This is a genomic window from Burkholderia sp. 572 (genome assembly GCF_040545135.1).
In the GTDB taxonomy this organism is placed as follows: Bacteria; Pseudomonadota; Gammaproteobacteria; order Burkholderiales; family Burkholderiaceae; genus Burkholderia; species Burkholderia cepacia.
Genome location: NZ_JBEPLH010000007.1, coordinates 250,974 through 264,620, shown reverse-complemented (window position 1 = coordinate 264,620; position 13,647 = coordinate 250,974). Strand labels below are relative to the sequence as shown.

13 protein-coding genes are annotated in these 13,647 nt (G+C 68.2%); 3 read left to right on the top strand and 10 right to left on the bottom strand.

Going from position 1 to position 13,647, the window contains the following annotated elements; all coding sequences use genetic code 11:
• Positions 1–58 precede the first annotated feature (58 nt).
• A complete protein-coding gene (locus ABIC51_RS15870; RefSeq protein WP_027789778.1) occupies positions 59–523 on the bottom strand; it encodes a MerR family transcriptional regulator in 465 nt (154 codons plus the stop codon).
• Between the two features lie 77 nt (positions 524–600).
• Here ABIC51_RS15870 and ABIC51_RS15865 point away from each other — a divergent pair, with 77 nt between their 5' ends.
• A complete protein-coding gene (locus ABIC51_RS15865) occupies positions 601–1,842 on the top strand; it encodes an NADH:flavin oxidoreductase/NADH oxidase family protein (RefSeq protein WP_175899247.1) in 1,242 nt (413 codons plus the stop codon).
• 40 nt (positions 1,843–1,882) lie between these two features.
• Here the strand turns inward: ABIC51_RS15865 and ABIC51_RS15860 are convergent, their stop codons facing one another.
• The 8 genes from ABIC51_RS15860 to ABIC51_RS15825 form a co-directional block, all read right to left on the bottom strand.
• The gene (locus ABIC51_RS15860; protein ID WP_175899249.1) at positions 1,883–4,000 is read right to left on the bottom strand and encodes a TonB-dependent receptor; all 2,118 of its coding nucleotides are present in this window, start codon (positions 3,998–4,000) and stop codon (positions 1,883–1,885) included.
• A 50-nt stretch (positions 4,001–4,050) separates the two neighbouring features.
• Positions 4,051–6,162: a TonB-dependent receptor family protein gene (locus ABIC51_RS15855; protein WP_175899251.1), complete on the bottom strand. Its 2,112-nt coding sequence runs from the start codon at positions 6,160–6,162 to the stop codon at positions 4,051–4,053.
• A gap of 173 nt (positions 6,163–6,335) precedes the next feature.
• Complete coding sequence (locus ABIC51_RS15850; protein WP_175899253.1) at positions 6,336–6,761, bottom strand: DUF2946 family protein; 426 nt, start codon at positions 6,759–6,761, stop codon at positions 6,336–6,338.
• A complete protein-coding gene (locus ABIC51_RS15845) occupies positions 6,739–8,208 on the bottom strand; it encodes a PepSY-associated TM helix domain-containing protein (RefSeq protein ID WP_175899255.1) in 1,470 nt (489 codons plus the stop codon). Before ABIC51_RS15845 ends, ABIC51_RS15850 begins: the two co-directional genes overlap by 23 nt.
• A 242-nt stretch (positions 8,209–8,450) precedes the next feature.
• Positions 8,451–8,936, bottom strand: coding sequence for a hypothetical protein (locus ABIC51_RS15840; RefSeq protein WP_175899257.1), 486 nt, complete (start codon positions 8,934–8,936; stop codon positions 8,451–8,453).
• A 105-nt stretch (positions 8,937–9,041) separates the two neighbouring features.
• Positions 9,042–9,587 carry a hypothetical protein gene (locus tag ABIC51_RS15835; protein WP_175899259.1) on the bottom strand — a complete coding sequence of 182 codons (546 nt, stop codon included), beginning with the start codon at positions 9,585–9,587 and terminating at the stop codon, positions 9,042–9,044.
• Positions 9,584–9,817 (bottom strand): hypothetical protein, encoded by a 234-nt coding sequence (locus tag ABIC51_RS15830; RefSeq protein ID WP_175899261.1) that lies wholly within the window; start codon positions 9,815–9,817, stop codon positions 9,584–9,586. The genes ABIC51_RS15835 and ABIC51_RS15830 overlap by 4 nt, the downstream gene beginning before the upstream one ends.
• Before the next feature lie 88 nt (positions 9,818–9,905).
• Positions 9,906–10,229 (bottom strand): hypothetical protein, encoded by a 324-nt coding sequence (locus tag ABIC51_RS15825; RefSeq protein WP_021162626.1) that lies wholly within the window; start codon positions 10,227–10,229, stop codon positions 9,906–9,908.
• Between the two features lie 148 nt (positions 10,230–10,377).
• On the opposite strand from ABIC51_RS15825, the gene ABIC51_RS15820 reads away from it, so the two are divergent.
• Both ABIC51_RS15820 and ABIC51_RS15815 read left to right on the top strand, forming a co-directional pair.
• Positions 10,378–10,527 (top strand): hypothetical protein, encoded by a 150-nt coding sequence (locus ABIC51_RS15820; RefSeq protein WP_175899263.1) that lies wholly within the window; start codon positions 10,378–10,380, stop codon positions 10,525–10,527.
• 297 nt (positions 10,528–10,824) lie between these two features.
• The gene (locus ABIC51_RS15815) at positions 10,825–11,457 is read left to right on the top strand and encodes a LysE family translocator (RefSeq protein WP_060312442.1); all 633 of its coding nucleotides are present in this window, start codon (positions 10,825–10,827) and stop codon (positions 11,455–11,457) included.
• Between the two features lie 79 nt (positions 11,458–11,536).
• Here the strand turns inward: ABIC51_RS15815 and ABIC51_RS15810 are convergent, their stop codons facing one another.
• Positions 11,537–13,165 (bottom strand): NADP-dependent glyceraldehyde-3-phosphate dehydrogenase, encoded by a 1,629-nt coding sequence (locus ABIC51_RS15810; RefSeq protein ID WP_175860758.1) that lies wholly within the window; start codon positions 13,163–13,165, stop codon positions 11,537–11,539.
• Positions 13,166–13,647: the final 482 nt, after the last annotated feature.

The following is a 13,647-nucleotide window of genomic DNA, read 5'->3' as shown; positions in this document are numbered from 1 at the left end:
CGACTCGTCTCGCCGCAGCGCGGGTTGATTGTTCGTCGGGGGGGCGCAGTGTAACCGGTCATGCGCGCTTGCGCGTCGGCCTCGGGACCGGCGCGGGCGCGGGCGCCGGCGGTGCGTCGGCCTGCGCGCACAGCCGGTCGAGCATCCGTTGCGCGGTGCCCGCGCAATCCTCGCCCGCCGGCTTGTTCTCGATCTCGTCGATCAGCGTTTCGAGATGTTGCCGGTTCTGCGCGAGACGCTGTTCGAGCAGCACGATTTCGTCGACCTTGTGGCGCAGCGCGACGAGCAGTTCGTCGCGCGGCCACGCGCCGAGATCGGGCGGCAGCAGCGCGCGGATTTCGTCGAGCGCAAAACCCGCGCGCTGCGCGCGGTCGATGATCGCGAGCCGCGTCAACGCTTCCGACCCGTATTCCCGATAACCGTTTGCCTGGCGTCGGGCCGGTTCGAGCAGGCCGCTCGCTTCGTAGAAGCGGATGCGCGACGCCGCGATGCCGCTGGCGCGTGCCAGTTCGCCGATTTTCATGCGGTGCTCCGAGGGGGCTTGACCTTGAAGTTGACTTTAAAGTTATCGTTGGGCATCGTCAATCGAGGGTGCCCTCCATGAACCTGTTTACGCCGCTGACACTGCCCAACGGGGCGGTGATTCCGAACCGTCTGGCCAAGGCCGCGATGGAAGAGAACATGGCCGATGCGAACCACGCGCCATCCGACGCATTGCTGCGCCTGTACCAGGCGTGGGCCGACGGCGGGGTCGGCCTGATCCTGACCGGCAACGTGATGGTGGACGGCCGCGCGATGACGGGGCCGAACGGGGTCGTGCTCGAGAGCGACGCGCATCTCGGCCGCTTCCGTCGCTGGGCGGAGGTGGCGCGCTCGGGCGGCGCGCACGTATGGATGCAGATCAATCACCCGGGGCGCCAGATGCAGGCGGCGCTCGGCCAGACGACGCTCGCGCCGTCGGCCATACCGCTCGAGCTCGGTGCGCTGTCGAAGCAGTTCCCGGTGCCGAAGGAGATGACGCAAGCCGATATCGACGATGTGCAGCGGCGTTTCGTGCGCGCCGCGCAGCTTGCGCAGCAGTGCGGCTTCACCGGCGTGGAGATTCACGCGGCGCACGGCTATTTGCTGAGCCAGTTCCTGTCGCCGCTGACGAATCGCCGGCAGGACCGGTGGGGCGGCAGCATCGAGAATCGCGCACGCCTGCTGCTCGATATCGTGCGGGACGTGCGTGCGACGGTGCCGCCGGAATTTGCGGTCGCGGTCAAGCTGAACTCCGCCGATTTCCAGCGCGGCGGCTTCAGCGCCGACGATGCGAAGCGCGTGGTCGAACTGCTGAATCCGCTGGGCATCGATCTCGTCGAACTGTCGGGCGGCAGCTATGAAGTGCCGGCGATGCAGGGCGAGGCGCGCGACGGGCGCACGCTGGCCCGCGAAGCGTATTTCCTCGAATTCGCGCGCGACATCACGGCGGTCGCGCAGATGCCGCTGATGGTCACGGGCGGCATCCGGCGCCGCGCGGTGGCCGAGCAGGTGGTGGACAGCGGCGTGGCGATGGTCGGCATCGCGACCGCGCTGTCGATCGACCCGAACCTGCCGCGCGACTGGCGGGCCGGCAAGGACAGCGCGCCGGTGCTGCAGCCGATCCGGTGGAAGAACAAGGCACTGGGTGCGCTGGCCAACATGGCCGTCGTCAAGTTCCAGCTGACGCGGCTCAGCGAAGGCCGGCGCACGCATCCGCAGGTGTCGCCGCTGCGCGCGCTGGTCAGGCAGCAACTGGCCGCGCAGTGCCAGACGCGGCGCTACCGCAAGTGGATGGCGGGGCGCGCGGCAGGCACGCGGTGATGTGCGCCGCCGTGCCTGTGCCGGCGGCACGCGCGCCGCGTCAGAACCGGTAGTTCGCCAGCACTTCGAGCCGCCGGTCGTTGCCGAGCAGGTACTGCGTCTCGTTGTAGTACGCGGACTGCACGAAGCGGCGATTGAACACGTTGTACGCGCGCGCCGTGATCGTCGTGTCCTTGCGCGGCTTCCACGCGAGGCCGAGGTCGACCGTGGTGTACGACGGCATCACGAGCTGGTTCGCGGTATCGGCGAAGCGCTTGCCGACGTACTTGACGCCCGCGATGCCCGTCCAGTCCGGCGCGAAGCGCCAGCTCACCCACAGGTTCGCGAGCCGCTGCGGCACCGACACCGGCACGTTGCCCGCGCGCGAGACCGTCGCGCCGCCGGACGTTTGCTGGAAGTCGTCGTATTTCGCGCGCAGGATCGACACGTTCGCGTCGACGCGCCAGTCCTTCGCGATCTCCGCGCCGACCGTCGCCTCGAGCCCGCGCGACGACTGCCGGCCGACCTGGATCGACTGGTTTGGGTTCAGCGGATCGGCCGTCAGCAGATTGCTCTTGACGATCCGGTATGCCGCGAGCGTCCATTCCGCCTTGCCGTCCAGGAGCGACTGCTTCACGCCGATTTCGATCTGCCGGCCGGTCGCGAGCGTGAAGTTCGCCTTCGACGCATTCAGCGACAGCAGCGAGCTGATCGGGTCGGCCGCGACCGAATACTGGCCGTACACGGCGAGGCCGGGCTGCACGTCGTACACGGTGCCGATGCGCCAGCCCGTGTTCGCGAACACCTTCGTGAACGCGCCGCCGTTCACGAGATCGTCGCGATTCACGCTCGCGTGGTCGTAGCGCAGCCCGCCGATCACCGACCAGCGCGGCGTGATTGCCAGCCGGTTCTCGGCGAACAGCGCGTACTGGTTCGCCTGGCTGCGGTACTTCGGATAGGTGCCGGCCGTGTTGATGAAGCTGCCCGGATCGAAGCTGAACGGGTCGACCGTCGACGTGCCCGAATAGGGCGCGTTGTTGTCGTGCTGGAACGTCGTGTGATTGAACTCGACACCCGTCGAGAGCGTGTTGCGCATGCCGAGCAGCGCGGTGGTCACGGTGGCCGCCGTCACGTTCCCGTACTGCTCCTGGTCGTGGAAGATTTCCGTGTAGCTGCTGCGCCGGACCTGCGCGGTCGACGGCAGGTACGTGTAGTACTCCGCATCCTTCCAGTGACGGTTGCTCTTCATCCGGTACAGCGTGCTCGTCACGTTCAGGCTGTCGCTCGGCTGCCAGTTCGCCGATACCGTCGCCCAGCTGTCGCGGAACGCGATGTCGCTGTCGCCGACGTTGTAGTTCTTCTTGTCGAGCGCGCGATCGCGCGCGCCGTTGACGAGCGGCACGCCGAAATACTGCATCGGATGCTGGAAGCCCTGCGCATACGACGCCGTCACGTACAGGTCGGACGTCACGTCGTAGCGCAGCGCACCGGAGATCGACAGGTTGCGGGAGTTGCCGCGGTCCACCCAGTTCGACGAACGGTTGCCGCTGATGTCGAAGCGGTACGACAGCTTGTCGTTGATCGCGCCGCCGCTGCCGAACGCGACCCGCGCCGTGCCCTCGGTGCCGCCGCCCGCCTGCAGCTCGTTGCGGATCGGGCCGCGCGTCGGCTTCTTCGGGACGATGTTGACGACACCGCCGATCGCCCCTTCGCCGTAGATCACCGAAGCCGGGCCGCGCAGCACGTCGATATGGTCGACCGACCACGTATCGAACGGAAAGGTGACGCCGATCGCGCCGTACGGGCGCACGCCGTCATAGAGCTGCGTGACCGACGACGCGCCGACGAAGCCGCGCGCGCCGAGCTCCGAGCCGCCGTTGCCGGGATGCGGCGATGCGCTGATGCCGGCGGCGCGGCTCACGGCGTCGACGATCGAACTGTCGCCGCGCGTGTCGAGCGTCTTGCGATCGATCTGTTCGACGCTCGCGGGCGTTTCGAGCGACGACAGGCCGAGACGGCTGCCGGTGTCGAGCGGTTGCGTGAGCGGCGTTGCCTTCTGTGCGTTGACGCGAATCGGCGCAAGCGTGACGCCGGCGTTCGCGGCGTTGCTTTCCTGAGCCTGCCCGGCCGGCGCGAAGGCCGCGAGCAAGGCGGCGGGCAGCATCGAACTGAACTTCATGTTTCGGTTTCCTTTGAATCTGTGTAACGGGCCATGCGGCAGGCGGCGCATCAGAACGCGTACCGCATGCCGGCGAACACGCTGCGTCCTTCGCCCGGATAGAAGATCGCGGTGTTCGCGGTGCGCGCATCCGCGACGGTGCTGATGTCGCTGACGTAGCGCTTGTTGGTCAGGTTGCGCGCGTCGACGAACAGCGACAGTCCGTTGCGGAAGTCGTAGCCGGCCTGCAGCCCGAGCAGCGCGTAGCTCGGCACGCGCAACGTGTTCGCATCGTCGGCCCATGCGCCCGACGGCACCCAGTCGAGCGTGGCCGCGATGTGGAAGCCGCTCGGGCGCGCGTAACCCAGCGTCGCGCGCAGCACGTTCAGCGGCACACCCGCGATCCGGTTGTTGCCGTACTGCGGGTCGTTCTTGAAGCGGAAGTCGTTCAGGTTCCAGATGCCGGACAGCGTGACCTTGTCGCCCGCGCCGCGGCCGGTGACGTTGCGCAACAGTTCGACCGACGCACCGGCCTCGATCCCCTGCAGCACCGTCCTGTTCGCGTTGAACGTCGCCGCCGGCACGTCCGGGTTCGTCGTGTACTGCAGCAACTGGTCGCGCACGAGCGAGCGATAGGCGGTCACGTCCCAGCTCACACGCTCGCGCGAGCCGCGCGTGCCGAACTCGATCGTCCATGCGTGCTGCGCCGCGAGCGGCGTGAAGCGCGTCGTGTTCGAGAAGGTCTGCGTGAGGTCGGTGAAGTCGGGCACGTCCTGGCTGCGCGTGATGTCGACGTAGGCCTGGGTGTTCGCGTCCGGCTGCCACAGCAGCCCGAGCTTCGGATTGACGCCGCTGTAGCTCGCGTTCGTCGACCGGTAGTTCGGGTCGCGCGGCAGCCCGCCGTTGTCGATGTACTCGCGCACCGAATGCAGCGCCTTCACGCCGGTCATCAGCGCGACGGTCGGCATGAAGAACAGCCGGTTCTCGACGTACGCTTCGTAGTTGAACGCCGTCTGCGTCGAGTCGAGCGTCTGCGCGCCCTTGTTGCCGTTGACGTTCACGTACTGGTTCGCCTGCGTGCGGCCGCCGAAGAAGCGCGCGCCGACGATCAGGTCGTTGCGCATCCCGCCGAGCGTCAGGCGGCCGGTGTAGCGCGGCGCGAAACCGTAGGTCCAGCCGTCCTGGTCGAGCGCCTGGAAGATCGGGTGATAGAGGCTCTTGTGAATCGCCCACGTGTCGAATTGCAGTTCGCCCGAATCGAGCTTCACCGTCGTGCGGTTGGCGATCCGCTCGGTGCGCGTGTTGCGCGCCTGATCGCCCGATATCGCGTTCGGCGCTGCCCTGGTCGGATTGTTCAGCGCGTCGGACAGCGACAGCGTGCCCGGCAGCAGCTGGTCGACGACGTACACGCCGACGTAGAAGCGCGTTTCGACGGCCGGGCTGAACCGGTAGCCGACGTTCGCATTGAACTGCTCGTATTGCCCCTTCGAGTGGTCGCGATAACCGTCCGAATGATTGACGCTGAAGTTCGCGAGGAAGTCGAGCGGGCCGATCACGCGCGAGATCTGCGCGCTCGTGCGCACCGTGCCGTAGCTGCCGCCTTCCACGCGCACGATGTTCGGCGCGTCGGCGGTGTGGGCGGTCGGCGTGACGAAGTCGATCGCGCCGCCGAGGGTCGATGCGCCGTACGCGAGGCCGTTGCCGCCCTTGTAGACCTGCACCGCCTGCAGCGCGAGCGGATCGATCTGGTAGTAGTCGCCGCTGCCGTCCGCGAGGTTGGTCGGGATGCCGTCCTGCAGGATCTCGAGGCCGCGCGTGTGATACGAGCGGGCAATCCCCGAGCCGCGGATCGACAGGCGCAACTCCTGGCCGTAGCGGTTCTCGACGAACACGCCGGGCACGTCCTTCAGCACGTCGCGCAGCGTGAAGGCGTAGGTGTTCTGGTAGCTGTCGGCATCGACGAAGCCCACCGAGCCGACCGTCTGGTCGAGCGTGCGCTTCAGGTCGGCGGTCGATTTCGACGTCAGCGAGTCCGCCGCGCGGGTCGCGTTGACGTTGATCGCGGGCAGTGTCGATGCAATCGGCGCGTCGGTCGGCGCGGCGCCTTGTGCGCATGCGGCTGACGCGGAGAGCACGGAGATCGCGCCGGACAGCGCGACGGCAATACGGGTCAAGGGAAACATGTCGTTGTACGTATGGTTGGGGTGACGATGATGAAACGGACACGATGCGCGCCATGCGCGGCGCCGGCCGCCGCGCGTGGTCACGCGCGCGGGCTCGGCATCGGACACCGGCAGGGCGGGCAGGCGAAGCGGACGGCGCCGCGCGATGTGCGGCGACGCGGTCGCGAGGTGCGTCAGGCGCGGGAGGAGGGCGGCCCGCGGGCGGCGAGCGCGTAGCGCTTCGACGGGGCGCGGCCGGCGGGGATCGGCGGCGCGGGCGGCGCATGCCGCACGGCCGGGGCGGCGGACAGGAACACCGCGTACTGCAACGGCGGATGGCCGGCGAGCAGGCCGCAATAGCCGCAGCGGTCGAAGTGCGTATCGGCGGGTGCATGCGGTTCCGCGTGCGCCGCGAGCGTGTTGCCGGTTGCCGAGCAGATCGGCGCGGCCGGCAGGCCGCCAACGGATTCGGATGCGCTCGCGCGCAGTTGCGAGATCAGCGGCGCGACCAGCGCGAGCACGAGCGCGAACAGCCCGAGCCACGCCGTGGCCCGGGCTTGCCGTGTCGGCGCGCGGCGTGCGCCGGCGCGCGACGAATCAGGCTGCCGCGCGTGCCGCACGGCCGAACAGCAGACGATCGATCAACCAGACCGCGACGATCGTCGCCCCCATCAGCGGAAAGACGACGCCGAGCAGCACGAGCCCCGCGATCCAGCCGCGCATCGGCGGCGTGCCGCGTTCGCGCGACGGCGCGCCGAGCTTGCCGGCCGGGCGCCGTTTCCACCACATCACGGTACCGGTGACGGCCATCGCGGCCAGCCCGAGCGACAACACAGCGCAGACGATCTGGTTCGCGAGCCCGAAGTAGCGGCCCATGTGCAGCGACGTGCCGTACGACACGGCGCGCGATACCGCGCCGTAGTCGTCGTAGCGGATGTCTTTCAACACGGCGCCGCTGTATTGGTCGATATAGATCGTCCGCTCGGCCTGCGGGTCGTCGGGGAAGTACGACGCGGTGAACACGCCGTCCGCGCCGGACGGCAGCGCGAGCGTGTAGCCGCTCGTCACGCCGAGGCCCGCGACGATCGCGATCGCGCGGGCCAGCGGCAGCGGGGCCGGGGTCGGCGTCGACGGCGAATGCGGGACGGGCACGTTGCCGACCGCCCAGGGCGTTTGCGGCAACGGCAGGTCGTCCATCACCATCCCCGGCATCGACTCGCCGGATTCGTGGTGATGGCCGGACGGCGCGGCGGCCTGCGCAGGCGCACGCTCGAGCGCCGCAGCGGCACCCGGGCGCGTCGAGCGCACCGACGCGCCGCCCCATGCGCCGTCCGGCGCGCCGAGGTTCACGGTCGCGGCCAGCGCCTTGAAATTCTTGCCCCACGAACCCGACCACGGCAGCCCCGTCAGGATGAACGCGACCGTGCCGGCCGCGAGCCAGATGCCGGCCGTCGCGTGGAGGTTTTTCCACAGCGGCCGGCCGCGCAGCGACAGGTCGGGCCGCAATGCGCGCCCGACGCGCGCCGTACCGCGCGGCCACCACAGTGCGATGCCGGTGCCGATCATCACGAAGGTCCAGCACGCGGCGAGCTCCATCAGCAGTTCGCCCGTCTTGCCGAGCAGCAGCTTGCGATGCAGCATCCGGTCGATCTGCATGAAGCGGTTCTCGACGCTCAGCGTGCCGAGCACGTTGCCGTCGTACGGGTTCACGTACACGCTCTCGCGGCTACCGTCGCGCAGCCGGAACACGTATTCGGCGCTGCGGTCCGGCGCCGTCGAGACCTGGACGGAAACCGGCGTCGCGCCGGCCGGCATCGCGGTGCGCGCGCGCGCGAGCAGCAGGTCGGGATCGAGGCGCGGCGTGGCACGAGGCTCGACGACGAGCCGGTGCGGATACAGCAGCGGCTCGATCTGCGGCTGGAAGCAATACAGCGTGCCCGTGATCGCGAGGATCACCAGGAAAGGCATGACGAACAGGCCGGCATAGAAGTGCCAGCGCCAGAGCGTCCGGTAACCCGCGTGGGCGGAATGGGCGGGCGAGAGGGCCCGCTCGACGGTGGTCGACATGGTGTCAGCTCCTCGTGTTCGTTGAGCGGCCACGCCGGCGCGTGCCGGCGGACGTCAACGTGCATTGCGCCCGCCTGCGCGCAGCGACGGAGCGGGCGGCGCGGCGCCATGCGCGGACGGTGCGCATGACGGCGTCGCCCGCGCGGTGCGGGCAGGCGGATGAACGCTTGAATCAGGTCGTATGAGACGAACGGCGTGCAGGCCCGTGCATATCGATGTGCGCGGGCCGCGAGGCGGAACCGTCAGCAGAACAGGGGAGGCGCGCGGGAAGGCGGGCGATCGTCGAAGATCGATCGCACGAACGGAAGATGGTTGACGTGAATCCGGAAGCGCCGCGGTACGGCGGCCGGAAACAGCAGCACCAGCAGCACGAACGACGCGAGCGCCGTGAACAGCGCGGCGCCGAATGCGCACAGGCTGTCGCCGCCTCCGGCAGAAGCCGGGTTGTCGGCGTGCGCGTCATGCTTGAGCGCATCGGCGAGCGCGAGCGCATCGTTGGCCGGCGTGATCGGCGCGCCGGCATCGAAACGGGCAGCCAGCGCGGCCACGTCGACGATCAGCGGGCCGCGGCCCGAACACAGCACCACCGAGCCCGCATCCGGACCGTCCGGATCGAGCATCACGGCGCCCGACATCAGCGCGCGGGACAGCAGCGTCACGAGGAGGAATCCCCACAGAAGCTGTCGCGCGACGCCTGGCCGGAGCAGGAAGCGGCGAAGTGCGTTCATGGCGCGCGATTGTACCTCCGTTTGCGGTGGGGGGCCGCTCGTCACGCTGATGCACGGCATCAGCCCGGCGTGCTGCCGGAAGCGGATGCGGCGCGCGCGCGGCGGCTATCCGGAACCGGGCGATTCGCTTTCCGGCGGCGCGTTCGCCGGGCCATATGACCAGGTGCCGTCCGCGCGGGCGGTGAGCACGTTGCCCGAGCGCCGGTCGTAGAGATGCCACTGTTCGTCGGCCGGGTCGTCGCCGTACGGCCAGGTCGTCAGCTTGCCGCCGAGGTCGAAGTCGAACGCCCACGAGCCCGGCTGGGCGCGCGGCGCAATCGATTGCAGGATCTGTCCGTCGAGACGTTGCGCGGCGGCGGCGATGTCGCCGGAGCGGGATTCGCTGTGCGCGAGTTCGAGACCGTCGAGCGCGATCGACCAGTGGCAGTAGCAGATCCACAGATGCCCGCTGCCGGCGACCGTCACGTGCCGCGACGCAAGCCTGTCCCGGGACGCCGCGGACAGACCGGGCGAGCCGGCGAGCGGCTCCCTGACATGCAGCGCGGGCTGCCCGAATTCGAACGTGAGAAAGCTGCCCTGGCCTTTCGTCACGGACCAGGCCGGGGTGTCGCAGATGGCCGGCCAGATCCGGTCGAAGTCGGCGGCGTTCACGGCGTGCGTCTCGCGTCGGCGAAACCGGCCCGGGTGTCGTTCGCGGTGTCGTCGTCGCCGGCGAGCAGATCGGACAGGTCGGCGGGCGACATGCGCCGCATCGCCCGCTCGACGTCGCGATCGTAGCGGCGATCGTTCGGGTCGAGATGCTTTTGAGCCTTGCGCCCGTAGCGTTTCACGAACACGCCGAGCGCGCCGGCCAGCCGGGATGTCCGGTTCCAGATGCTCATGCGGCGAGATTATCGGGCATGCGCGCGAATCGGGAATGGCCGCCGTGGCCGTGCTTGCCGCCGGCGGCAGCCGCTGCGTCGTGCCGGCTCAGGCCGGATACGCATCGTCGACTTTCAGGTTCGCGAGGCGGAACAGCGTGCGCAGCGTCTGCGGATGAATGTCGCGATGCGCGGCGAGCGACGTCAGCATGAAGTCGAGCACCTTCGCGTAGCGGAGCAGCACGAGGCAGCGCGCGAGATCGGGCGTGCGGCCGCGCATGTCCTCGGCGAGGTGGACCATTTCGGTCGACAGCGAGCGCGCCATCTCGAGTTCCATCTGCTGTTTTTCGGTCCAGTCGGGCAACGGCTGTTCGAGCAGTTTCGCGAGAAAGAGCTGGAACGACGTGTCGGACGAATTGGGCAGCGCATCCATGAAGGGCCTCGTTGCTTGCGCGAATCGTTCGGGCGTATCCGCTGGACGCGCCCGAGGGTGGGTTTGTGTCCGCGCGATGACCGGCGCGGCTGTCTCGCCCGAATGGAACGCAGGTTCCGTACCAGCTCGGCGGGGCGATTGTCGAGCAATGTCGAGCGACAGGGCGATGCAGGGCGGCGAGTCCCGCCGGTACTGGATCGTGGCGGCGATCGAGGAGGCCATCTACCTGCGCGGCGCGATGCATGTCGGGTGCGCGGGGCGGTCCGGCGAAGCGAAATGCTTCACGGATGTAACGTAACGCGGGGATAAATTGCGTCGCGCGTTCCATGGCGGGCCGACGAAACGGGCCGCCGCGCGCCTGCCGCCTGCGCCTGTCAGGCGTTCGGCCGGCCGGAGGCGGCGCTGCGGGGTGGCCGCCGCGGCCGGCGAAAACCGGCGGCGAATGTGACGGGTGTTTCAAAACCGAGACGGATTCGCCCACGGCGAGCCGGCTGCACGACCTGTCCAACTGGCCCAGCGAATTGCCGGCCAATTGTCCATGGGCAGACGGCGCGCGTTTGCCAACAATGCGCTGATCATCCCTGCGAGGTTCGACATGAGCGTCCACGCTTTTTTCTCGGCCAACCTGCTGTTGGCCTACACGGCCTATTTCATCGGGACGGCCAGCCCCGGGCCGAGCAATCTCGCGATCATGTCGGTCGCCGCGAACCAGGGCCGCAAGGCGGCGCTCGCGTTTGCGCTCGGCGTGATTTCAGGGTCGATGGTCTGGGCGACGGTGGCGGCGCTCGGCGTGTCGGCCGCGCTGCTGGCGTGGTCGAAGCTGCTGGTCGCGATCAAGATCTTCGGCGGGTTGTACCTGATGTGGCTGGCATTCAAGTCGGGGCGCACGGCATGGTCGGGCAACGCGGCGACGTCGCTGAACGCAGCGGGCGAGCAACGGCTGTCGCGTTTCTACGTACGCGGCGCAATGCTGCACCTGACCAATCCGAAGGCGATCCTCGTGTGGGTGTCGATCGTCGCGCTGTCGTCGAATGGTGCGGGCGCGTCGCACGGCGCCGTCGTGCCGGGCTGCCTCGTGATCGGGTGCCTGGTGTTCGGCGGCTATGCGCTCGTGTTCTCGATGAACGGCGCGCGCCGGCTGTACGTGCGCGGCCGGCGCGCGATGGAGGCGTGTCTCGCCGTCGTGTTCGGCGTGGCGGGGATTCGGCTGCTGGTGTCGAACGTGTAGTGCATGCGGCGGCCATGCGGGCGCACGGCCGGCGCAAGCGGCTCGCGAGTGAGCGAGCCGTGCCGCGCGGCCGCCGTACTCAGAAAATGAAGCCCGTGTTGATGAACTTCGACGTGTGATCCGACACGATCGAATCGAGCAGCTGCTTGCTGCTGTCGGTCTGCTTCGCCGCGACCATCGAGCGGATCGAGAACGCGCGCAGCGCGTCGCTCACCGACAGCGTGCCTTCCGCCGAATCCTTGCGGCCCGCGAACGGGAACACGTCGGGCCCGCGCTGGCACTGGCAGTTGAGGTTCACGCGGCACACCTGGTTCACGAGCGGATCGACGAGCGCGCCGATCTGCACCGGATCGGAGCCGAAGATGCTGACCTGCTGGCCGTGATCCGACGTCGTCACGTAGTCGAGCGCCGTCTCGACGTCGTCGAACGGCGCGACCGGAATGATCGGCCCGAACTGTTCCTCGCGGTACAGTTTCATCCCTTCCGACACCGGGTACACGACGGCCGGATAGAACAGCGTCTTGCTGAACTCGCCGCCCGAATGGTTGACGACCTGCGCGCCCCTGGCCTTCGCGTCGTCGATCGCGTCCGTCATGTAGGCCGTGCGATGCATGCCGGGCAGCGGCGTGATGCTGACACCCTTCTCCCACGGCATGCCGATCTTCAGCTGCTCGAGCGCGGCGGTGAAGCGCTTCAGGAATTCGTCGACGATCGAGCGGTGCACGAGCAGCATCTTCAGCGCGGTGCAGCGCTGGCCGTTGAACGACAGCGCGCCGAGCAGGCACTCCTTCACGGTGAGGTCGAGATCGGCGTCGGGCAGCACGATCGCCGCGTTCTTCGCGTCGAGGCCGAGGATCGCGCGCAGGCGGTGCGACTTCGGGTGCTGCTTCTTCAGGTGGTCGGCCACCTTGCTCGAGCCGATCAGCGCGAGCACGTTGATCTTGCCCGACGCGAGCATGTGCGGCACGACCACCGCGCCGGGCGCGTAGATCGTGTTGATCACGCCCTTCGGGAACGCGTCGCGGAACGCCTCGAGCAGCGGCTCGAACAGCAGCGTGCCGTATTGCGGCGGCTTGAACACCACGGTGTTGCCCATCAGCAGCGCGGGGATCAGCGTCGCGAACGTCTCGTTCAGCGGATAGTTGTACGGGCCCATGCACAGCACGACGCCGAGCGGCGTGCGGCGGATCTGGCCGATCGTGCCTTCCGCGATCACGAAGCGCGAGTTCGCGTTGTCGAGCTCCTTCAGCGCGTCGATCGTCTGCGTCATGTACGTGACGGTGCGGTCGAACTCCTTCTGCGAATCGGCGAGGCTCTTGCCGATCTCCCACATGATCAGGTTCACCACCAGCTCGCGCTGCGCGACCATCCGCTTGATGAAGTCCTGCATGCACGCGATGCGCTGCTCGACCTTCATCGTCGGCCACTCGCCGCGGCCCGAGTCGTACGCGCGCACCGCGGCGTCGAGCGCCGCGTCGCTTTCCGGCTCGCCCATCACGGGATAGCTGCCGATCTCGACCTGCTCGACGCTGCCGTCCGCCTGTCGCACACACACGGGCGACAGCACGGTCTTGGTCGCGCCGTCCCACGGGCGCAATTCGCCGTCGACGAGCGACACGCGCTGGTGGATCGGCGAAGTGAGCCGGTACTCGGCGGGGATGTCCTGAAAGGCGGGAAACAGCTGTTGCAGGGAAGCGGAATCGGGCATGACGGTCTCGTTTGACGGGGTGTCCGGGAAGGACGGGCGATGCGAATCCTGAGCTGAGCGATCCTCGATCCTGAATCGGCATGATGACGCGCGCACGACGAAGCGTCACGGGGAAACATGGCCGAATCAGCGAATGGAACCAGTCCCATTAAAAAGGAACGCCGGCATGAATGCAAGATTTGCCGAATCGTGCCGCATGCCTTGAAAGCATCCGGAAAGACTGTTGCCGAATGCTTGGTATAAGACGCCACAGGCACCCGCAAACGTTTCCCTGTGGCCGGATTGCGCGGATAATGGCTCGGCGCGGCGAAGAAAAAAATGAAGTGAACCTGAGAGCACACGGAGTGAAGAACAGAAGAAAATCCGCCGCACTGCCGATGCGAGGTCGGCTGCCCGGAGCGCCGGGTCGGGGTTGCCCGGTCCGGCGCGCACCGGACTTCGAATGCATGCCGTCTGCTTCGACGGATGCTTCGTGATCCTCT

What these genes read in the sequence shown, in the direction of transcription:
- ABIC51_RS15870 (WP_027789778.1), bottom strand. Translation starts at nt 523, where the DNA reads ATGAAAATCGGCGAACTGGCACGCGCCAGCGGCATCGCGGCGTCGCGC.
- ABIC51_RS15865 (WP_175899247.1), top strand. Translation starts at nt 601, where the DNA reads ATGAACCTGTTTACGCCGCTGACACTGCCCAACGGGGCGGTGATTCCG.
- ABIC51_RS15820 (WP_175899263.1), top strand. Translation starts at nt 10,378, where the DNA reads ATGTCGAGCGACAGGGCGATGCAGGGCGGCGAGTCCCGCCGGTACTGG.
- ABIC51_RS15825 (WP_021162626.1), bottom strand. Translation starts at nt 10,229, where the DNA reads ATGGATGCGCTGCCCAATTCGTCCGACACGTCGTTCCAGCTCTTTCTC.
- ABIC51_RS15810 (WP_175860758.1), bottom strand. Translation starts at nt 13,165, where the DNA reads ATGCCCGATTCCGCTTCCCTGCAACAGCTGTTTCCCGCCTTTCAGGAC.
- ABIC51_RS15830 (WP_175899261.1), bottom strand. Translation starts at nt 9,817, where the DNA reads ATGAGCATCTGGAACCGGACATCCCGGCTGGCCGGCGCGCTCGGCGTG.
- ABIC51_RS15840 (WP_175899257.1), bottom strand. Translation starts at nt 8,936, where the DNA reads ATGAACGCACTTCGCCGCTTCCTGCTCCGGCCAGGCGTCGCGCGACAG.
- ABIC51_RS15855 (WP_175899251.1), bottom strand. Translation starts at nt 6,162, where the DNA reads ATGTTTCCCTTGACCCGTATTGCCGTCGCGCTGTCCGGCGCGATCTCC.
- ABIC51_RS15860 (WP_175899249.1), bottom strand. Translation starts at nt 4,000, where the DNA reads ATGAAGTTCAGTTCGATGCTGCCCGCCGCCTTGCTCGCGGCCTTCGCG.
- ABIC51_RS15845 (WP_175899255.1), bottom strand. Translation starts at nt 8,208, where the DNA reads ATGTCGACCACCGTCGAGCGGGCCCTCTCGCCCGCCCATTCCGCCCAC.
- ABIC51_RS15815 (WP_060312442.1), top strand. Translation starts at nt 10,825, where the DNA reads ATGAGCGTCCACGCTTTTTTCTCGGCCAACCTGCTGTTGGCCTACACG.